This window comes from Acinetobacter sp. TY1 (assembly GCF_048551395.1).
Lineage (GTDB): Bacteria > Pseudomonadota > Gammaproteobacteria > Pseudomonadales > Moraxellaceae > Acinetobacter.
The window spans coordinates 168,046-189,675 of sequence record NZ_JBLYZK010000002.1; the positions used below are offsets into that span (position 1 = coordinate 168,046).

The 21,630-nt window shown below is 38.8% G+C and carries 18 protein-coding genes and 1 pseudogene; 15 read left to right on the top strand and 4 right to left on the bottom strand.

Going from position 1 to position 21,630, the window contains the following annotated elements:
• Nucleotides 1-151 precede the first annotated feature (151 nt).
• From ACK2M2_RS02215 to ACK2M2_RS02260, 10 genes are all read left to right on the top strand, one after another.
• On the top strand, nucleotides 152-2,944 hold the full coding sequence (locus ACK2M2_RS02215; protein WP_419345977.1) for a molybdopterin-dependent oxidoreductase: 2,793 nt from the start codon (nucleotides 152-154) through the stop codon (nucleotides 2,942-2,944).
• Between the two features lie 47 nt (nucleotides 2,945-2,991).
• On the top strand, nucleotides 2,992-3,672 hold the full coding sequence (gene mobA / locus ACK2M2_RS02220) for a molybdenum cofactor guanylyltransferase (RefSeq protein WP_419345978.1): 681 nt from the start codon (nucleotides 2,992-2,994) through the stop codon (nucleotides 3,670-3,672).
• A gap of 146 nt (nucleotides 3,673-3,818) precedes the next feature.
• On the top strand, nucleotides 3,819-4,916 hold the full coding sequence (gene moaA, locus ACK2M2_RS02225; RefSeq protein ID WP_419345979.1) for a GTP 3',8-cyclase MoaA: 1,098 nt from the start codon (nucleotides 3,819-3,821) through the stop codon (nucleotides 4,914-4,916).
• Nucleotides 4,917-4,918: 2 nt separating this feature from the next.
• A complete protein-coding gene (locus ACK2M2_RS02230) occupies nucleotides 4,919-5,170 on the top strand; it encodes a MoaD/ThiS family protein (protein ID WP_409511700.1) in 252 nt (83 codons plus the stop codon).
• A gap of 2 nt (nucleotides 5,171-5,172) precedes the next feature.
• On the top strand, nucleotides 5,173-5,691 hold the full coding sequence (locus ACK2M2_RS02235) for a molybdenum cofactor biosynthesis protein MoaE (protein ID WP_419345980.1): 519 nt from the start codon (nucleotides 5,173-5,175) through the stop codon (nucleotides 5,689-5,691).
• 96 nt (nucleotides 5,692-5,787) lie between these two features.
• On the top strand, nucleotides 5,788-6,711 hold the full coding sequence (gene moaCB, locus ACK2M2_RS02240; RefSeq protein WP_419345981.1) for a bifunctional molybdenum cofactor biosynthesis protein MoaC/MoaB: 924 nt from the start codon (nucleotides 5,788-5,790) through the stop codon (nucleotides 6,709-6,711).
• Nucleotides 6,708-8,009 (top strand): molybdopterin molybdotransferase MoeA, encoded by a 1,302-nt coding sequence (locus ACK2M2_RS02245; protein WP_419345982.1) that lies wholly within the window; start codon nucleotides 6,708-6,710, stop codon nucleotides 8,007-8,009. The genes moaCB and ACK2M2_RS02245 overlap by 4 nt, the downstream gene beginning before the upstream one ends.
• Before the next feature lie 50 nt (nucleotides 8,010-8,059).
• Entirely contained in the window at nucleotides 8,060-8,818 is a 759-nt protein-coding gene (gene modA / locus ACK2M2_RS02250) for a molybdate ABC transporter substrate-binding protein (RefSeq protein WP_419345983.1), read from the top strand.
• Between the two features lie 46 nt (nucleotides 8,819-8,864).
• Nucleotides 8,865-9,548: a molybdate ABC transporter permease subunit gene (gene modB / locus ACK2M2_RS02255; protein ID WP_419345984.1), complete on the top strand. Its 684-nt coding sequence runs from the start codon at nucleotides 8,865-8,867 to the stop codon at nucleotides 9,546-9,548.
• A gap of 4 nt (nucleotides 9,549-9,552) precedes the next feature.
• Entirely contained in the window at nucleotides 9,553-10,200 is a 648-nt protein-coding gene (locus ACK2M2_RS02260) for an ATP-binding cassette domain-containing protein (protein WP_409511706.1), read from the top strand.
• Between the two features lie 723 nt (nucleotides 10,201-10,923).
• On the opposite strand, the gene ACK2M2_RS02265 is transcribed toward ACK2M2_RS02260, so the two are convergent.
• Nucleotides 10,924-11,007 (bottom strand): transposase-like zinc-binding domain-containing protein, encoded by an 84-nt coding sequence (locus tag ACK2M2_RS02265; protein ID WP_419346028.1) that lies wholly within the window; start codon nucleotides 11,005-11,007, stop codon nucleotides 10,924-10,926.
• Nucleotides 11,008-11,081: 74 nt separating this feature from the next.
• Nucleotides 11,082-11,888, bottom strand: a complete 807-nt coding sequence (locus ACK2M2_RS02270) for an undecaprenyl-diphosphate phosphatase (protein ID WP_419346029.1) — start codon at nucleotides 11,886-11,888, stop codon at nucleotides 11,082-11,084.
• A gap of 315 nt (nucleotides 11,889-12,203) precedes the next feature.
• On the opposite strand from ACK2M2_RS02270, the gene kdpA reads away from it, so the two are divergent.
• The 5 genes from kdpA (at nucleotide 12,204) to ACK2M2_RS02295 (ending at nucleotide 20,219) form a co-directional block, all read left to right on the top strand.
• The gene (gene kdpA / locus ACK2M2_RS02275; protein WP_419345985.1) at nucleotides 12,204-13,928 is read left to right on the top strand and encodes a potassium-transporting ATPase subunit KdpA; all 1,725 of its coding nucleotides are present in this window, start codon (nucleotides 12,204-12,206) and stop codon (nucleotides 13,926-13,928) included.
• A gap of 11 nt (nucleotides 13,929-13,939) precedes the next feature.
• Entirely contained in the window at nucleotides 13,940-15,982 is a 2,043-nt protein-coding gene (kdpB, locus tag ACK2M2_RS02280; protein WP_419345986.1) for a potassium-transporting ATPase subunit KdpB, read from the top strand.
• Nucleotides 15,983-16,001: 19 nt separating this feature from the next.
• The gene (gene kdpC / locus ACK2M2_RS02285) at nucleotides 16,002-16,634 is read left to right on the top strand and encodes a potassium-transporting ATPase subunit KdpC (RefSeq protein WP_419345987.1); all 633 of its coding nucleotides are present in this window, start codon (nucleotides 16,002-16,004) and stop codon (nucleotides 16,632-16,634) included.
• A gap of 164 nt (nucleotides 16,635-16,798) precedes the next feature.
• Nucleotides 16,799-19,465: an ATP-binding protein gene (locus tag ACK2M2_RS02290; RefSeq protein WP_419345988.1), complete on the top strand. Its 2,667-nt coding sequence runs from the start codon at nucleotides 16,799-16,801 to the stop codon at nucleotides 19,463-19,465.
• Between the two features lie 31 nt (nucleotides 19,466-19,496).
• On the top strand, nucleotides 19,497-20,219 hold the full coding sequence (locus ACK2M2_RS02295) for a response regulator (protein ID WP_419345989.1): 723 nt from the start codon (nucleotides 19,497-19,499) through the stop codon (nucleotides 20,217-20,219).
• 148 nt (nucleotides 20,220-20,367) lie between these two features.
• Here the strand turns inward: ACK2M2_RS02295 and ACK2M2_RS02300 are convergent.
• Nucleotides 20,368-20,550 (bottom strand): annotated as a pseudogene (locus tag ACK2M2_RS02300) (hypothetical protein); the annotation flags it as partial.
• A 77-nt stretch (nucleotides 20,551-20,627) separates the two neighbouring features.
• A protein-coding gene (locus tag ACK2M2_RS02305; RefSeq protein ID WP_419345990.1) for an IS5 family transposase occupies nucleotides 20,628-21,379 on the bottom strand; the annotation gives its coding sequence in 2 pieces (ribosomal slippage) (nucleotides 20,628-21,148 and nucleotides 21,148-21,379; 753 coding nt in all).
• Between the last annotated feature and the right edge of the window lie 251 nt (nucleotides 21,380-21,630).

The following is a 21,630-nucleotide window of genomic DNA, read 5'->3' on the forward strand; positions in this document are numbered from 1 at the left end:
GAGGAGTACGCCCTGTACCCCCGTCCAACGATGGCATCCATGCCACTACACGATAGTTTATATCATCGTGAATTTAGATATTTGGGTTGATTCTAGAAAATGAAAGCAACGCCCAAATAAGTTTGATTGGGAATAAGGAGCACAGCAGGAAATGAAGAGTATCCCTATGATGGAACTGCATGGCTCCACAGAAAGTCATACAGACAATAATATTAAAACTACAGATTCTACGTGCCCATACTGTGGTGTGGGTTGTGGCGTGACGGCTAAGGTACTAACGGGAACTTTGGGGCAAAAAGTAACGATCACAGGAAATATTCATCATCCTGCCAATTTTGGAAAATTGTGTATTAAAGGCAGTAATTTAGCCGATACGCTTGGTTTGGAAAGTCGTGTTTTACAGCCGATGCTTGGACGTAAGGCACAACGTAAAATAAGTGATTGGGGCACGGTCACAACAAAAATTGCAGAGCAATTTCAACATTGTATTGATCAGTATGGGCGTGAAAGTGTTGCTTTTTATGTGTCGGGGCAATTGCTGACGGAAGATTATTATGTCGTCAATAAATTTGTGAAAGGTTATTTGGGCACAGCTAATATCGACACCAATTCACGACTTTGCATGTCTTCCGCCGTAGCAGCGCATAAACGGGCTTTTGGTGAAGATATTGTTCCTGCAAGTTATGAAGATTTTGAACATACCAATATGGTGGTTTTGGTTGGCTCAAATACCGCATGGTGTCATCCTGTTTTATATCAACGGATTATGAAAGCCAAAGAAGAGCGAGATTTATTCGTGGTGGTGATAGACCCACGTTTTACGGCAACCTGTGAAGCCGCAGACTTACACCTACCAATTTTACCCGGACAGGATGTCGCGCTGTTTAATGGTCTATTGCAATATTTGCATCAAAATGGCGCAGTCGATGCTGATTTCGTTACAGCACATACTGAATGCTTAACAGTGGCTTTGGACAGTAGCCACAGTGAATCCTCCATTTACGATGTGGCACAAAAAACAGGAATCTCTCTCGAGAAATTAGAATTGTTTTATCAAAAGTTTACTCATACTGAAAAAGTTATGAGTTTATTTTCGATGGGGGTTAATCAATCTTCACAAGGGGTGAATAAAGCCAACAGTATTATCAACTGTCATCTATTAACTGGCAAAATTGGCAAACTTGGTGCTGCGCCATTTTCTATGACAGGACAGCCGAATGCGATGGGTGGGCGTGAAGTCGGTGGACTAGCCAATATGTTGGCAGCACATATGGAAATTGAAAATCCTCAACATCAAAAATTGGTACAGGAATTTTGGAAAAGCCCACACATTGCGCAAAAATCAGGTTTAAAAGCTGTTGATCTATTTGAAGCTGTAGAAAGTGGGCAAATCAAAGCCATTTGGATTATGGCGACCAATCCCGTGGTGAGTTTACCCAATGCTGATCAGGTTAAACGTGCTTTGGAAAAATGTGAATTCGTAGTGGTGTCTGATATTTGTCTTGATACAGATACTACACAGTACGCTGATGTACTTTTACCTGCGCTTGCATGGGGTGAAAAAGAAGGAACCGTCACTAATTCGGAGCGACGGATTTCCCGTCAGAATGCTTTTTTAGCCGTACCTGAACAATGTAAAGCCGATTGGTGGTCAATTTCACAAGTCGCAAAAAAGATGGGTTTTGATGGGTTTGAATTTGCTAATAGTCATGAGATTTTTACAGAACATGCGCAATTATCTGCCTATCAAAATGTACAAACTATAGATCGAACAGATGATTCTATTTTCCGTTATTTTAATTTAAGTGGTTTAACCGATTTAAGCATTACCGATTATCAAAATTTAGCTCCCATTCAATGGCCTGTATGGTCAAGCGAACAAAAAGAAGATGCTGTGGCGCGTTTGTATGCCGATGGTCATTTTAGCCATACCGATGGGAAAGCCAAATTTATTGCCACATCCGTCGTTAATCCTGTACATCAAACCGACAGTGAATACCCCTTGATTTTAAATACAGGTCGAATTCGGGACCAATGGCATACCATGACTCGTACAGGTCTTTCTGCCAATTTGAGTACCCATAAAGCTGAACCCTATTGCGAAGTTCATCCTCAAGATGCTTTGAAATTTGGTCTAAAAGATACTGAATTGGTTGATGTGAAGTCAGCATGGGGAAGTTGTGTCTTACGTGTCGTGCTAAGCGATAAAATCCGCCGTGGTCAGGTTTTTGCCCCTATCCATTGGACAGAAAAAACAGCATCCGATGCGAGAATTGGTAAAGTGGTCAATCCTGTGGTGGATGCAATTTCGGGCGAGCCTGAATTTAAACATACACCTGTCATGATTCAGCCTTTTTATACGCAGTGGCAAGGCGTGTTATATGTTCGTCAAGGTTTTGAACATTATACAAAAAATGCAGTGGATAAAATGGTGTGGTGGACCAAAATTACCACAGCAAAAGCCACCCGTTATGAGTTGGCAGATCGTCGAAAAATGTCTGCGACCACTGAAAAACTCAAAGAACTTTTAGCTTTTGAGGATGAAAGTTTTGAGTGGCTGAATGTAGAAGATCCATCGGCATATATCAGTCATAACATTGTGCTTAGAAATGGCATTTTAATTGCAAGTTTATATATTGCACCTAAAGCTTTATTGCCTGATCGGGATTGGGTTGCAAGTTTGTTTAAGCGGGAACGCTTGAGTGCGATGCATCGTAAAGCCTTACTTGCAGGGCAACCGATGTCGATGGGGAACAGTGAGGGGGCTTTAGTTTGTAGTTGTTTTAAAGTCGGGAAAAACCGCATGATTGAAACCATCAAAGCCAAAAATATCACCGATGAAAAACAAGTCACAGCGTGTTTAAAAGCGGGTGGAAATTGTGGTTCATGTCTACCTGAAATTCGTGGTTTGATTAAAATTTGTCAGATGGAGGCACAGTTATGAACATGAAAATAAAGGCGTTTAATCTAAAATCAATGAATATAAAAGCTATGAAAGAAGACACATTTAAAAAAATAGACTTGCGTAACACAGTAAAAAGAATCTATCGGAAAGTGAGTTTGAAGGTGGATTATCCTGCCACTGATTTGGTCATTCTTGCAGGTGGTCAGGCTCGGCGTATGAATGGCATGAATAAACTTTTGCAGAAATTTGATGATCAAATTCAACTCATTAAAATCCATCAACAACTTAAATCTACTGTAACGACTGTGTGGATTAACAGCCATCGGGATGATTCAATTTATCAGAAAATTATTCCGAGTTTGCATTGTTATCAGGATGATGAACGTGGCTTTTTAGGCCCCTTGATGGGAATGAAAAGTGCATGGTCGCATGTGCAATCTGATTATGTGCTGTTTGTACCTTGTGATGTAACTTATATTCCGTCCAATGTCGTGGCAATGTTGCATCAGACTTTGGCTAAAAATCCGAAGGCAGAAGTGGCTTATGTGGAAATCAATCAAACTGCTTTATATCCATTTTGTTTGTTAAAGCGCGGCAGTTTTCCCACATTAGTGGCACAGCTTGAGCAAAAACAGCGCAGTTTAAAGCAATGTTTTGAATCTTTGCACGCTCAGGTGGCATGTTTTAAAAATCATGCACTCTTTTTCCACAGTATTAATTCATTGGATGAGTTGCAACAATATCAACAACTGAAATTCCTCCATTAATTCAGGCAAATTGCTACTTTGGCACAAAGTTGGAACACTTATTGCTACCTCTCATAACAATAAGTCATCAGGATGGATTGGGCCTTTTTAAGTTGAAGCATAAATAGAGTGCAAAATTTAAATACCCAAAGAGGTGAGTGCTCAGAATGAATGCGATGATGCCATTGGAAACACAGGCTGTATTTGCTGATCAATTTGGTCGTCAAAAGCGCAAACTCAGAATTTCAGTGACTGATCGCTGTAATTTTAAATGTGCTTATTGTATGCCTGAACATCCTGAGTGGGTAAAAAAACACGATTTACTCAGTTTTGAAGAACTTTATCAATTTTGCCATTTTATGGTGCAACAAGGTATCGAACATATTCGCATTACAGGTGGTGAACCTTTAATGCGCCAAGGAGTGGTACATTTTATTGAACAATTACAACAACTCAAAAAAATCGGTCTAAAACGTATTTCGATGACCACCAATGCGCATTATTTAAAAAAATATGCTGAAGCACTGAAGAATGCAGGTTTGGATGATCTGAATATAAGTTTGGATAGTTTGGATGCAGAACAATTTAAGCAACTGACCCAAAAAGAGTTGGCACCTGTATTGGCAGGGATTTCTGCGGCACTAGAAGTTGGATTGCCGATTAAAATTAATACGGTTTTAATGCAAGGTCTGAATGATGATCAGATTTTACCTTTGGCAAAATGGTCGATTCAGCAGGATATTGTGCTACGTTTTATTGAGTTTATGCCACTTGATGGTGATCAAAAATGGTCGGTTGCGGATGTGGTGAGTGAGCAACAGATTCTAGCGACATTGGCGACTGAATTTGATATACAAATTCAGGTACAACCATCGGATAAATTTCGAGCCAATCCTGCACGGCAATATTTAATCAACAGTCATCTCACCAAAAAACATACGATTGGTATTATTTCCACTATCAGTCATTCATTTTGCGGTGATTGTGATCGTATTCGTTTAACGGCACAAGGCGAATTGTATAACTGTTTGTTTGCGCCAAAAGGCTTAGCACTGAAAACAGAAATTAAAGCGCTATTGTTAGCTTCACGACAAGTTGCATTATCAACCGTTGAAAAAATGCCTGAAAAGAACCCTGATAAGTTAGCATTATTGCAAAAAGTTGGTGCTTATATTTGGAAAAAAGAACAAGGGTATGATGCTATTCAAGCCCGAACAGTACAGCAGACATCCCGAAAAATCAGTATGCATATGCTTGGAGGTTAAAGATGTCAAATATTCTAGTTAAAATTGAAGCCTTTGGTGCAATTGAACGGCAATTACCGAGTGATTTAATCCTACAGTGTGATGCTTCAAGCTGCATTGCAGATGTTTTAGCACAAGTGGAACTGTTATATCCGCATACGCAAAAAATGCTGGAACGCTGTGCCTGCGCTATTGGTGAAGATATTGTGTCACGGCAAATGCTACTCAATCATGACAGTACCCTTGTCATGCTGTCACCTGTTGCAGGAGGTTGATTATGCAAGCTCTAAAACATTTTGCAAGGATTCAAACCCATGCATTTTCACAGGATATTTTTGATGGCATTCAACATTTTCCTGAATGTGGGGGCATTGGTATATTTATTGGTACGGTACGCAATCATCATGAAGGTAAATCCGTTCAAGCATTGAAATATACTGCTTATGCACCTGTTGCGGAAAAAATGATTCGTCAAATTGAACAGGACATTCAACAAAAATACGGCGTGTCTTATGTACGAGTTGTTCATAGAGTTGGAGCTTTGGGTATTGGTGAAACGGCGATTATTGCCATTGCCTATGCAGCGCATCGCCGTGAAGCATTTCAGGCGTGTGAAGAAGCGGTGGAACGGGTCAAACATGAAGTGCCCGTGTGGAAAGAAGAGTTTTACTGTGATGGGACAAGTCAATATGTGGAAGGTTGTTGTATTCGTCAGGATTTAGATCAAAGTTTAGATCAGCATCACTCACATAGCCATCGTCACATGCATGAACATTGTCATGATACAGCACATTAATAAAGTGATGAATTACATCAACAGCATTCACTTCAACCCTGATTTAAGTGAATGCTCTAAACCTATAAAGTTTTATCAGCACTGAAGGATATTGTCATGAAAAATGTAGGTATGAAGGCGGAAAGCTATCGGACTGCAATTGCATCGGGTATTTTGTACGCACCGCCACATTGCATTGAATTGCTACGCAATGGCAATACCGAAAAAGGCGATGCGCTTAAAACAGCACGTATAGCAGGCATTTTAGCGGCAAAACGAACTGATGAGCTGATTCCATTGTGTCATCCATTACCCATTTATCGTGCAGATGTGGATTTCGAACTATTTGAAAATCATGTAAAAATTATTGCAACTGTTGAAACGATTGGCCCAACGGGCGTAGAAATGGAGGCATTGACAGCAGTCAGCCTTGCAGGTCTAACTCTCTATGACATGCTGAAACCACATTGTGATCCTGAAGATCTAAGTTTGGATCAGTGCAAATTAGACAAGAAAAAAGGCGGTAAGTCGCATTTTACCCGTGCGCTGAAAGAGGCGTTATCTGCATCGGTGATTGTACTGTCAGATACAGTCGCTTCAGGTAAAAAACCCGATACCGCAGGACAAAATGTTTTGGAAATTTTACAGGAAGCGAATTTTAGCAATATTAGCTATCAAGTGATTGCAGATAGCCATGAACAATTATTGGCTTTAATTGAACAGCAAAAAAATCAATATCCGCTAATTTTAACCGTGGGTGGTACTGGTTTAGGGCCAAAAGATTTAACCGTGGAAACTATTCAACCCTTATTGAAGCGTGAAATTCCCGGTTTAATGGAAGCTTCTCGTAGTTTTGGACAGAAACGCACGCCTTATGCTGCACTCAGTCGCGGAGTTGCAGGTTATATTGATAACAGTTTAGTGATTACTTTGCCGGGAAGTCGTCAGGGTGCCAAAGAGTCCTTAATCGCAATTTTACCTGCGTTGGTTCATTTATTTGATGTGCAAAAAAATATTCCACATCAAGGTGGTTATGAATGAGTGGAAGCATCAATGAAATAATTTCGTTTCAAGCAGAGTCTGCCACACATTCTAGCTGTGGAACGGAATCAGGACTGATTTCGATTGATCAGGCTTTAGCTTTGATTTTGGAAAAAATACAACCTTTAGGTACTGAAACACTTGCATTGAATGCTGCCTTAAACCGTTATTTAGCCGAAGATATTTTTTCAACTATACAGTTACCTTTATTTTCACAAAGTGCTGTCGATGGCTATGCGCTTAATTCAGCTGATCCTTTAGAAACTCATTTAGAAGATGTTATACAAGCGAATAGCCAATTTACATTAATCGGTGAAATTCGTGCAGGGCAAAGCGCAGAATTAACTTTACAGGCAGGGCAGGCGCTACGGATTTTCACAGGTGCTGAAATTCCACAGGGCACAACGACTGTGGCAAGGCAGGAAATTATTCAAATTATTAATCCTGAATCTATCGAAATAATAGAACATTTAAAAATTCATGCCGATATTCGGGATGCAGGTGAAGAAATTACTGTTGGGCAACTTTTGGCACAAGCAGGACAACAATTATCAGTCGGTGCCGTTGCTTCACTGAGTATGGCAGGCGTGCAACAGGTTCAAGTCTATCAATATCCTAAAATCGCAGTGGTGATTACAGGGGATGAAGTCGCAAAAAGCAGTTCAGATTTTGAAGCAGGGAAAATTTTTGATGCCAATGCACCGCTTATTCAAGCATGGTTTCAACAACAAAATCAAAAAGTTGATATTTTTCATGTCGCAGATACGGCTGAGGTCGTAAACAATTTATTAGGTGATTTAAATCAAAAATACGATCTGATCCTAACCACAGGTGGTGTATCTGTCGGTGACTATGATTTTATTCGACCTGTCGCTTTGGATTTAGGTTTTCAGCAAATATTTTGGAAAGTGAAACAAAAACCTGGCAAGCCGATGTTGTTTGCAGAATTTATCAGAACAGATGGATCTGTTTGTTCTTTATTAGGGTTACCAGGAAACCCTGCTGCGGTGTATGTTGGAATGCACATTTATACTCAAACGATTTTAAATGCTTTGCAGGGGCATCGACACATTCCCAATGGTTTTAAAGCAACATTGACCCACGACTTAAAAGCCGATGCACGAGAACGCATTTTACGCATGAGCGTCAGTTTTGCTCAGGCAACATTGAAAGTCAGTAGTTTGTCCAATCAACAATCACATATGTTGAGCAATTTGATGCACGCCAATGCTTTGGTTCGCATTCCTGCTAGGGAGAAAATACATGCAGGGCAAATTGTGGATGGATTTTTCATCTAATTTAAATCATTTATTACGCTAAATATCAATAATTTGTAATTGGAGAACGCATGAAAAATTTAATGATTGGAGTAGCATTATTCAGTCTATGCAATTTAACTCAAGCTGAAACTGTCAAGGTATATGCCGCTGCGAGTTTGACCAATGTAATTTCAGATATTGCTGTAGTTTATAAAAAGCAACATCCTCAGACCGATATTGTACCTGTTTTCGGTGCATCATCCGCATTGGCTAAACAGATTGAAGCGGGGGCAAAAAGTGATCTTTTCTTTTCTGCGGATGTCGATTGGATGAGTTATTTAATTAAAAAACAAATGATTACTGAAAATAAAAGCAAAGCTTTATTGTCAAATCAATTGGTTCTGATTAGCCCAAAAAAATTAAATATTGCATTTAAAGCACAACCCAATTTTAATTTTGCACAATCCTTTAAAGGACATGTGTGTACAGGACAAATGGAATCTGTTCCTGCGGGTAAATATGCCAAACAAAGTTTAATCAAACTCAATTGGCTCGACAGTTTGAAAGGGAGAATTGTCGGTACAGATGATGTTCGTTCTGCTTTAGCATTTGTAGAACGTGGTGAATGTGATGTTGGTATTGTTTATAAAACCGATGCACTCATCAGCAAAAAGGTAAAAGTGATTGGGACGTTCCCTGAAAACTCACATCATCCGATTCTTTATCCTTTGGCTTTAACCCAACAGGGTGAAAAGAATGGGGATGCTGTACAGTTTGAAAAATTTGTAAAAAGCAGCCCACAAGCTAAAATTATCTATCAAAAATATGGTTTTAGCATTAACCAATAAGATCAAAAAAATTAATAAAATAGGCAAAGAGTGAGAGGGATGTAAGATGCTAAGCCCTGAAGAACTAAGTGCACTCTACCTTTCGGCAAAAGTTGCCTGCTTTGCAACACTGTTTTGCATTCCCTTTGCGATTGCATTGGCGTGGTGTTTAGCACGTTATGAATTCAGACTTAAATTTTTAGTGGAGGCGATTTTACAATTACCCATGGTATTGCCACCTGTGGTTTTAGGTTATTTACTTTTGATTTTATTTGGCAATAAAGGTTGGATTGGACAATATTTACATCAAATGGGTATTGAATTGGCATTTAATTGGAAAGGTGCAGTATTGGCCTCCATGATTGTGGCTTTTCCTTTAATGGTGCAGCCCATCAGACTGTCTTTTCAAATGATGAATCAACAACTTGAACACATTGCAGGCTCTTTAGGAGCAAGTCCAATCAAAGTTTTTTTCAGTATTAATTTGCCTTTGGCACTGCCAGGGATTTTGATTGGTAGTATTTTATGTTTTAGCCGTAGTCTAGGCGAGTTTGGTGCAACCATGACATTTGTTGGCAATATCCCTGATGAAACTAGGACGATACCCATCGCTATTTATTCCTTTTTACAACAACCTGACGGTGAACAAATGGCGATGCGTTTGGTCACTCTTTCTTTAATTCTTGCCTTTTCTGCACTGATAGCCAATTACTTTATCTTGCAGAAATATCAAAGTAAATTAATGGGATAAGCGTATGCTACGTTGCGATTTTCAATATCAGAGGGCAGATTTTAAGTTAAATATTCAGCTTGAAATGCAAGATCAACTATTGGGCATCGTCGGTGCATCGGGTAGTGGAAAAAGTACATTTTTAAAAAATCTTGTCGGTTTATTACATCCAACACAGGGCTCTATTCAGTTTAATCAACAGGTTTTATTTGACCAGCAGAAAAACATTCATGTGCCCATGCATCAACGAAAAATTGCGATGATTTTTCAAAATGCACTATTGTTCCCACACATGAATGTACAGCAAAATTTAATGTATGCAGTAAAACAGGTTAATCAAGAAAATCCTAAATTTCATTTTAATGAGATTGTTGATTTGCTTGAATTAATGCCTTTAATTCATCGTAAAGCACATCAGCTTTCTGGTGGAGAAGCACAACGGGTATCAATTGGCCGTGCCTTGTTGTCTTCACCCCATTTATTACTGCTAGATGAACCACTGACAGGGTTTGATCATCAACTAAAACAGCAAATTTTACCATTCTTCAAAAGGTTAAAAGAGGAGATTGATTTGCCGATGATTTATGTGACGCACCATGTAGATGAGTTAGTATTTTTACACGCTGAAATATTGATGTTAGAACAAGGAAAATTAATGTCTGCAACTTATTAATTTTCATCATAGACAAGGGGGGTCTTTGATATGTGTGATGAATTAACAGCAGAGTTACACATTGGAAACTCTAGATGGTGGATATTTAAAAGCTCTACGGTTTTCGTTTAATTTTAATTAAAACTATTCTATTTATAATTTTTTTTTATTGCCCGTGTTTCTACTCCATATACAATTTTGGATGGTGTTTCAAAAAGTATGCTGGCATTAAATAAATCCATTATTGATATAAAAGAAGGTTAAATCGTAGGTTCTAAAATGATTTTCAAGCTTTTTTGAAAAACAACAGGTTTTAGTTTTTTCTAACAACTCATTTTATTCAATGCCTTACACGACAAATGGATTAGGAAGTAAACATATTTAAATTGTATGAAACTTCCCTGGCAAAGTGAACTTAAAGGCTTTAATAATACGTTTCCAACGGTCACTAGTAATAAACCTAAGTAATATTTAGTCTTCAATTCGATCCTTTAACTTTTGTGCTGTAATGGTGTTTCTATCGCCACATACAAAAGCTACCATTTCTACGCTGCTTCTTTCAAAGGCATACGGCAACCAACGCTTACTTTTCTTATTACTAAAAAACGCCAAAATTCATCTACTTCTGAATCTTTATAGTGTGATTGCTTTGGAGTAAGCTCATCATTTTACTCTGTTAACGTTTTCAGGATATTCCCAATACTAACCCTTTATGATCATTGAAATATCCCGAATTCCGCAACATTAGGCAAGCATAAGTAAAGTCAATTTACATCCTTTACAACGGTAATTCTGCTTATCATCGTGTTTGATACCATTCTTCTTTATATAGGTCTTTCAGTGCTTCTCATTATTCGCAACATACAATTTAGAGTAACACCAATTTTTTCTTCCTTAGATTATTAGAGGGAGTGTAATAGGATTAGTATGAGTATACCCAATATAATCCGATACCAAGCAAATACTCTTAATGTATGTTTTTCTACAAATTTAACTAAAGCTTTGACCACAAATAATGCCGCTATAAATGCAGCGATAAAACCGATTGCAATATTCATCATATTGTCTGTAGTTAATACATTTGCGTTGCGTATAAGATCATAAGTTGCCGCCCCAAGCATGGTTGGCATGGCAAGGAAAAACGAAAACTCTGTAGCAGCTTTACGTGATAAACCCGATAACATACCACCAATAATGGTTGCACCTGAACGAGATGTACCTGGAATCATCGCAAGGCATTGTGCAAAGCCAATCAAAATAGCTTGTTTCAAGTTAATGTCCGTTGCTTCTATTGTCTTGGGTTCAAACTTTCTACCTTCTACCGCAAAAATAATAAAACCACCAATAATTAAAGCAAAGGCGACCACCAGTGGGCTAAACAAGATTTGCTTAATAAAGTCGACTGCTAAAACGCCAATAACCACAGCGGGAAGAAAAGCGATAAAAACATTGATGGCAAAGCGTCTGGCATGTACATCACCCGAGAAAAAGCCTTTGACTAAATTGATAATTTTTTGACGGTAGAGCCAGCACACAGCAAGAATAGCACCAAGCTGAATGACAACTTCAAAAACACGCCCTGTATCTGAATGAAAATCAATTAGATGCCCAAATAAAATTAAATGTCCTGTACTTGAAATTGGTAAAAACTCGGTTAACCCTTCAATAAGCCCTAAAAACAAGGCTTTAAGCAGTTCAAAATTTTCCATAAGTAAACGAACAACGTCATAAAAATAGGCATCTGTTGTAAGGCATTTCACATGATTTATAAATGGTAAAAGACAAATTTTTACGTAATTTTTACGTCATATACTGTTTCGTGAATAGAGAGTTTACGCATACTTTTCTCATACTAAATCGTGGAATATCCCAAAGTTTAGGATGAAAAAGATGAGTGCTACATTCATAGCGCATCAAAAAGTACAGCATCCCCAAATGTGCCTCGTACAAACACTTAAAAATCAAAAATGTATCAATATCAAAAATAGATTTATTGCTCACTGTTTAACGGGGAGTGAGATGCCATGTTAATGCTTATTTTACTCTTGGTCATGGTGACCACTTTGGCATATCCCTTAGGGAAATATCTCGCTGCGATTATGCAAAATCGTGAGATGAAAATTGACCCATTATTTAATTGGATCGAAAAACCAATTTACGCCATTTTAGGGACAAACCCAAAAATTGGCATGAACGTGAAGACCTATACACTGAGTTTTGTACTGAGCTGTTTACTACTTGGTTTAGTGACTTGGCTTTTATTTATGACACAAGCCAGTTTGCCACTGAATCCAAACAATGCACCGAATATGTCATGGGATTTGGCATTGCATACCATGATTTCGTTCTTGACCAATACCAATCAGCAACATTATTCAGGGCAAGCTCAACTGTCTTATTTGTCGCAAATGGTCGGGATTGTGGGTCTGCAAATTATTACCCCAATGATGGGTTTGGCGATGGTTGTCGCAACGATTCGTGCACTATTTTATCAGCAATCGAATGTTGTGTCAGAAGCAGATCAATATGCAAGTTTTAGCACCAAAGTTAAAAAGATTAATATCGGAAACTATTGGGCAGATGTTATTCGTCCAACTTTTCGCTTTCTAATACCGTTGTGTATGGTGTGGTCGCTCTTACTCACTAGCCAAGGTGTGCCATCTACTTTTCAAGGTGGTCCTGAAGTTCAAGTCCGCGACCAAACTGCCGAATTACACACGCAAAAAATTCCTTTAGGTCCTGTTGCACCGATGGTGGCAATCAAGCAATTAGGTAGTAATGGTGGTGGTTGGTATGGACCAAACAGTAGTGTGCCATTGGAAAATCCAACGCCTTTATCTAATTTTTTAGAAATGTTGGCAATTTTACTGATCCCTGTTTCTGTCATTTTTATGTTGGGCTTTTTCACTAAACGTGCCAAATTTGCAGGCTTTGTTTTTGGTTCAATGTTGCTGATGTCAGTGGTTTCCGCAAGCAGTGCGAGTTGGTCTGAAAGCCTTTCTTCTACAGCATCACAGATTTATGCAATGGAAGGAAAGGAGGTTCGTTTTGGTGAGTATTCTTCGGCACTTTGGTCTGCACTGACGACACAAGTCAACAACGGCTCTGTCAATATGATGCATGATTCATCCGCACCACTGACAGGCTTGGTTCAGTTTTCTAATATGCTGATCAATGCCATTTGGGGAGGAATTGGTTGTGGCTTACAGCAATTCATTATCTACCTATTTTTGGCTGTATTTATTGCAGGTTTAATGACAGGACGTACACCTGAGTTGTTTGGTCGAAAAATTGAAGCAGGAGAAATTAAATTACTTGCCGTGGTCATTCTTATACAGCCAATTGTGATTTTAACTTTAACCGCTATAACTTTATTTTTCCCAGAATTGACTGGCAATAGTAATCCGCAATATCACGGCGTTTCCCAAGTGCTATATGAATACGTTTCTGCATTTGCCAACAATGGTTCAGGCTTTGAGGGATTGGCAGATAACACCGTATGGTGGAATGTGACCTGTGGTTTAGCTTTGTTATTGGGACGCTTCCCAACCTTAATTATTCCATTATGGATTGCAACACGTTTAGCAGCTAAACGTCAGGCACCTGAAAGTAGCGGAAGCCTAAAAGTTGAAACACCAACCTTTGCATTAACTTTAATTGCCATCGTGATGATGTTGACCTTATTACAATTTATGCCAGTCCTCGTCTTGGGGCCAATCGCTGACCATTTGTTATTGGTTCAAGGTTAAGGGTGAGTACAATGAAGCATTCAAAACAATCTATTGAAGCACAAAAAAACACATTATCTTCGACTTTATTTCAAGCTGAAGCGTGGAAAAATGCCTGTGTTAAATTATTACCGAAACATATGATTAAGAATCCTGTGATGGCGATTGTTTGGCTTGGAACAAGCATTACATTTATTAGTACTTTAATAGGTGAAGCTAGTTTGGTATTTGGTTTATCGGTGACGTTTATTTTATTGATCACTGTTTTATTTGCCAATTATGCAGAAGCGATTGCAGAAGCCAAAGGACGTGGTCAAGCGTCTTCTTTAAGACAAGCACGGCAGAATTTAACCGCCCGTCGACTCAGTTCTAAGGATAGTTTAGAGGGCGTGCAAGTTGCTGCAACAGAGTTGCAAATGAATGATTTGATTGAAGTCCGTGCAGGCGAGCTGATTCCTGCTGACGGTGAAATTATTCAAGGTTTTGCCACCATTAATGAAGCGGCTGTTACGGGTGAATCTGCACCTGTATTACGTGAAGCAGGTACAGACAAATCAGGTGTGATTGGCGGTACTAAAGTGCTTACCGATCGTATAGTCGTACAAGTGACTGCTGAAGCTGGAAATAGCTTCCTTGACCGAATGATTGCCTTGGTCGAAGGTTCGAACCGCCAAAAAACGCCGAATGAAATTGCATTGGGTATTTTACTGACTGTCATGACCGTGACGTTTATTGTCGTGGTGATGAGTTTGCCTTTTATTGGACATTTCCTGAATATTGAAATTAATCCAATTGTCTTGGTAGCGTTGTTGGTGTGTTTAATTCCAACCACAATTGGTGGCTTATTACCTGCAATTGGGATTGCGGGAATGAATAGAGCTTTAAAAGCCAATATTATTGCCAAATCAGGTAAAGCGGTTGAGGTCGCAGGGGATGTCGATGTATTGCTCCTCGATAAAACAGGAACTATTACCTATGGTGATCGTCAGGCAACGGCATTTTATCCGCTTTCAGGCGTTACCGAGTCTGAACTTCGTCAAGCAGCAGTGTTGACCTCACTTGCAGATCCGACCCCTGAAGGTAAGTCTGTGGTGGCTTTGGCAAAAGATCAAGGTGAGCGAGTCGTAGAACCTGAACATGCTGAATTTATTGCTTTTAATGCTTCAACTCGTATTTCAGGGATTAATTTGTCCGATGGTCATCAAATCCGAAAAGGTGCTTTAGATGCGATTTTGAAATTCGCAACACAAAGTATTGAAAATCATAGTGAGCTTAAAACTCGTGTTAAACAGGTTGCATCGAAAGGGGCTACACCTTTAGTGGTTACAAAAGACCAAAACATTCTTGGTGTAATTGAGCTTTCTGACGTGATTAAACAAGGTATTAAAGAAAAGTTTGCTCGTTTACGTGAAATGGGCATTAAAACGGTCATGGTGACGGGAGATAATCCTTTAACGGCAGCGGCAATTGCAGCAGAAGCAGGGGTAGATGACTATATTGCTGAAGCAAGACCAGAAGATAAACTGAATTGTATTCGAGATGAACAGAATAAAGGGCATTTGGTGGCAATGGTCGGTGATGGCACCAATGATGCACCTGCTTTAGCACAAGCCGATATTGGTTTAGCCATGAATTCAGGTACGCAAGCGGCTAAAGAAGCAGGCAATATGGTGGATTTAGATTCTGATCCAACTAAATTATTGGCTGTGGTTGAAATTGGTAAACAACAGTTGATTACCCGTGGCGCATTGACCACGTTCTCATTGGCAAATGATGTATCGAAATATTTTGCAATTTTACCTGCATTATTCGTGGCTAGCATTCCACAAATGAGTGTTTTAAATGTGATGCAATTGGGTAGTTCTGAAAGTGCAATTCTTTCAGCCTTGATTTTTAACGCCATTATTATTCCCTTACTGATTCCAATTGCCTTACGTGGTGTGAAATTTAAACCCTCTACCTCTACTCAATTGTTGCGCCGTAATATGTTGATTTATGGTGTGGGTGGGGTGTTATTGCCTTTCGTTGCAATCAAAGTGATTGATCTGATGATTAGTCCATTACTGTCCCTTTAATTTTTTGAGGATGATAAAAATGAACATTGAACATTATGCAGATAAGAACGATTCATTGGAAAATCAGCAACTCATGGATTCATCATGGGCAGATTTAACACGTGCATCTGTAGGCTTAAGTATTGTTGCTTTAACACTTTGCGGTTTTGTATACAGTTTAGTTGCCACAGGGCTTGGTCAGGTCATCTTTCCAGATCAAGCCAATGGCAGTTTAATTTTGGAAAATGATCGGGTTGTGGGGTCACGTCTAGTTGCACAACCTTTTATTCAGACCCAATATTTTCAGCCACGTCCATCGGCTGTACATTATGACCCAATGGCAATGGCAGGGAGTAATATGGCAGTCACCAATCCTGCTTTACATCAAGCCATAGATACGCGGTTGAATAAAATTGCTGTAAAGGAACAGATTGAAAAATCAAAAATTCCGGCGGATTTGGTGACCGCTTCTGGCAGTGGAATAGACCCTGAAATCTCTGTGAAGTCTGCATCTATTCAGGTGAAACGTGTTGCGCAAGTAAGGCAGATCTCTGAGCAAGAAGTGACTAAATTGGTACAGCAATATACAGTGCAGCCTACTTTTGGGATATTGGGAGAGGCGCGTGTGAATGTACTTGAATTAAATTTAGCTTTGGATCACATTGGAAAGTGATTTTGAGATTTGAATAAGTTAATTATTCTTTCTCCCTTTGAGGGGCAAGGCTAGAAGAGGTAATTTTAAATAAAAAATCTTTCCCTAGCCCGCTCTTAAAGGGAGGATTAGCTCGAATTTAAGATTCCGATTGTTTAAAATTCAACATACATAAGCAGACATCGATGACCGATCAACGAACGAATAAAGCAGATGTTTTGTTGCAACATACGCAGCGCTATCAATCTGGACGTTTAACAATATTTTTAGGGGCTGCGCCAGGTGTCGGGAAGACTTTTGCGATGCTCGTTCGCGCACATGAATTGGCTTTGCAAGGCAACAACATTGTCATTGGTTATGTCGAAACACATGCGCGCGCAGAAACCGAAAATTTGGTTTCAGGTCTTGCTATTATTCCCCGTAAAATTATTGCATACCAAGGGCATCAACTAGAAGAAATGGATTTGGATGCGGTGCTGGATAAAAAGCCAAGCATTGTTCTTGTTGATGAATTTGCCCATACCAACATGCCAAGCAGTCGTCATGAAAAGCGTTGGCAAGACATCAATGAATTATTAGATGCGGGTATAGATGTTTTTACTACCATGAACATTCAGCACTTGGAAAGTTTGAATGATGTGGTGTATCAAATTACAGGCATTCGTGTGACAGAAACTGTGCCGGATCGTGTGTTTGAAAGGATTCGTGATATTCGCTTAATTGACTTGCCTGTCAATGAGTTGTTGGAGCGTTTAAATCAAGGCAAAGTTTATGTGCCTGAGCAAGCAGAACAGGCTTTGCAACGTTTTTTTAATCATTCTAACTTGACTGCTTTACGTGAGTTAGCAATGCAAACCGTTGCGAGTTATGTCGATAGTGACGTGCGTGAAAATTTTGCCATTCAAGGGCTTGCGCAAATTCCATTGAAAAATCATATTTTAATTATGGTGGATGGCTATGGACATTCTGAGGCTTTGGTGCGTGCAGGCTGTCGAATTGCAGAACATCGTTTGGCGAATTGGACAGTAGTTGCATTTTCACATGATTCTCAAAGCGTTAAAAATAAAGACTATTCGCAAAATCAGTCACAAAGTCGAGAAATCGAACGTGCATTAAATTTAACAAGACAATTGGGTGGAATGACAGAAATCTTACATGGTAAACAGCATGCAAAGACCTTGTTTGATTATGTGATGGATCGAGGTATTTCCACTTTGGTTTTGGCGCAAACTGTTCAGAAAAAATATGCGACTGCTTTTTATTTCAAGCCGAATTTGATTGAACAACTGTTGAGATATCAACCGAGTTTTGAACTCAGTATTGTGCCTATTTTTTCTGAAAATAAACCATTATTTATTCTCAACCAAAGTGCTTTTCTGTCACTGCGAGAAATATGGTATGTACTTGCAACAGTCGTTGTGAGTATTGTGATTGCCAGTTTTGGGGAAAAATATCTTGGTATTGAAGAACTTTCTGTTATTTTTATTACCGCCGTGGTTTTTGTGGCATCAAAAACAAGAATGCTCGCTGCAGTGCTTTCGGCACTTTTATTCTTCTTGGCGTATAACTTCTTTTTTATTTCCCCAAAATTTACGTTGCAAATTTCGGCACATCAAGGGGTGATCACTGTAGTTGCTTTCTTAGGTGCAGCCTTAATTTCTAGTCGTTTGGCTTCTCGACTCAAAGAGCAAGTCACGGCACTAAAAACGGCAAATAGCTATAATAGTATCATGCAAGATTTAGGGCAGAAGTTGTCTACAGCAGTCGATTTAAAACAGGTGCAAGAAATTGCAGAAAATAGCCTAAGCAAAAATTTAAATGCACACGTTTGGATTTATTTTCCTGAAACTTTATCTAGGGAAAACTCACAAAATGCAATTAATCAGAAAGATAAAATTTCAGCAGATTGGACATTTAAAAATCACCTACCTTCAGGGCGATTTACTCAAACTTTAACTAAAAATGAATGGTGGTTTTTACCGTTATTAGCCTCAAAGCAATGTTTAGGTGTGATTGGTTTGAAATTTCCACCTACACAATCTATTTTGAATACTGAACAAAAACAATTAGCCGAAACAATGGTGGAATATATTGCCCAAGCGATTTCTCGTACTCAACTCACCAAAGCCTTAGAAATAGCCAATGTGAATTCTGAAACTGAAAAATTACGTTCAGCATTACTCTCATCTGTTTCGCATGACTTACGTTCGCCTTTGGCTTCAATTATTGGTGCTGCAGACACTTTAAGCAATTATCGTCATTCGATGGATGAAAAAGACCAAGATGATTTATTGGAAGCGATTCATCTGGAGGGTGAGCGTTTAGATCGATATATTCAGAACTTGTTAGATATGACACGTTTAGGACATGAGGGTTTAAGCCTAAAACGGGATTGGATTGGTGTAGATGAGTTGGTTGGTTCAGCGGTACGTCGTTTAAAACGTTATATGCCACAAGCCATTGTCAATGTAAAAATGCCTGCAGAAAGTTTGAGCTTATTTGTGCATGCTGCTTTGATTGAACAGGCGATTTTTAATGTATTGGAAAATGCAGCCAAGTTTTCACCTGAACTTCAGGCAGTCATTATTGATGTTGCAAAATTCAGTGAAAATGAAATCGAAATTGCCATTACTGATCAAGGTCAGGGTATCCCTGAAGATGAAAGAGACCGTATTTTTGATATGTTTTATACCATGCAACGTGGTGATCGTGGGCAGTATGGGACTGGTTTGGGTTTAACTATTGTCAAGGCCATTATTGGTGCGCATATGGGGGAAATCGTGGCATCATCAGCTAAGAAGAATCAAGGGACGTGTATTCGAATGCGGTTGCCGATTCAGCAAATTGCTTAACTCGCTCTATTATCAATGTTTTGAGGGAAAAATGTCAGAGCAAAATGTATCGACCAGTTCTATGACCAATATACTGATCATTGATGATGAAAATCAGATTCGTAAGTTTTTAGACATTGCACTTCGTGCACAAGGTTATAAAACACTTTTGGCTGAAAATGGTCAAAAAGGCTTGGAACTGTTGGCATTACAAGGCGCAGATTTAGTTATTCTAGATTTAGGTTTACCAGATTTAGATGGATTTGAGGTTTTATCTGAGCTTCGTGAGTGGTCAAATGTTCCTGTCATTGTATTATCTGTGCGTTCCGATGAGCTTGAAAAAGTGAAACTTTTAGATGCAGGTGCAAATGATTATGTGACCAAGCCATTTAGCATACAAGAGCTTATGGCTCGAATACGTGTATTGTTACGGCAGTTTCAAAATACGGTCATTGAATCTACAATTTATGATGATGGCTTATTGAAAATCGATTTTTCACACAGGCGAGTATTTTTAAATCAGAAACTTATTTCACTTACACGTAAAGAATATCAGTTGTTGAGTTTGTTGGCACAACACAAAGGGCAATTGATTACACAGCCACAAATTTTGAAAGATTTATGGGGACCTACGCATCAGGAGGATACGCATTATTTAAGGATTCTTGTCGCAAAATTACGAGCGAAATTGAATGATAATGCGATACAACCCAAATATATTATTACGGAACCAGGGGTTGGATTACGGTTTCTTAATATAAACGAGATCTATTAATGAGGTTATTCTGTATCGAATTGGGATTGATATTTGCTGATAGACACAGAAATTTTAATTTGGTCAGCGATATATCCTCATGAGGCATTTTTATTGTCTAAAGTTTTAAAGTATCTTTTTAAATAAGCGCTAAAACATTTTTGGAATTTTAATGAATTTGCATTTCAAAAATTAAAACTTCGGCATAATCGACAGAGCAAAAATGTATATTGCCACAGTCAAGGATACGAGCAGCATCACCTATATTCAAAAATTGCTCATTGACCTGAATATGACCTTTGGCAATATGTAAATAAACATAATACTTTTCAGGAATGGTGGAATTTGCAGTTTCCTCAGTATGGAATTAACCTGTATACATATTGATATCTTTCTGAATAGATAATCTTTTTTTACTAGGGCGTGTCCTCATTTGGCTTTACACCAAATGAACAAGCAAGCGATATAAACCATCGACTGATAATTACGTGCTAGCTTATCAAATCGAGTTGCTATCGCACGGAAGTGTTTTAATCTTGCAAAGGCATTTTCTACTAAATGCCTTAAGCGATATAAGTACTTATCAAAATCAGGATTTAATCTCTTACTATTTGACCTTAGAGGAATAATAGAAATCATCTTTCGATTTCTAGCAGATGCTCTAATATGCTCAGCATCATATCCTTTGTCTGCAATCAAATAATCAGCAGAATCAACTAGATCTATGAGTTGTTCAGCAACTTGGCTGTCATGGACATCACCCCCAGTGATTTTAAAATCAATCGGTAATCCGTTCGCGTCGGTTGCAAGATGAATCTTTGTTGTGGATCCACCACGAGATTTTCCAATTGCTCTTTTGAAACCATGCCGAGCTCCGCTTGCATGCTGATGCACGCGTATGTAGCTTCCGTCAATGAATACCCACTCTTGATCCAAACTGCCTCGTAATTTAAAAAAAACTTATCCCATAATCCCTTTGTTGCCCAACGATTGAAACGGTTGTAAGCTGTTTTCCAAGGACAAAACTCTTCTGGAATATCCCGCCATGTCGCGCCTGTACGGAGTTTCCACAAAATAGCTTCCATAATATTTCTACTGTTTTTTGAACAGTAGCAACCATGAAACCTCATGGTTTCTTGAATCTGTTGCCAGATATCATCTGTGAGAAGAGTGCGTGCCATTGGAAAATATAAGAATATGGATAAATTAATGCTTAATTTTATGCTTTTAAATATCATTCCTCAAATGAGGACACGCCCTAGCATGTTTGGAAATATTCAAATGAATTTTCCCACACTTATCTTCAGTTGAAATATGGATTTGTTGATGTGTAGACGTCGCATCAGCAATATTCAATACCATCCAAATTTGTAAAAGATAAACGTCTTCAGTAGCTGAAGGGTTAAATTCGCAATCTATTACTCCACTGACT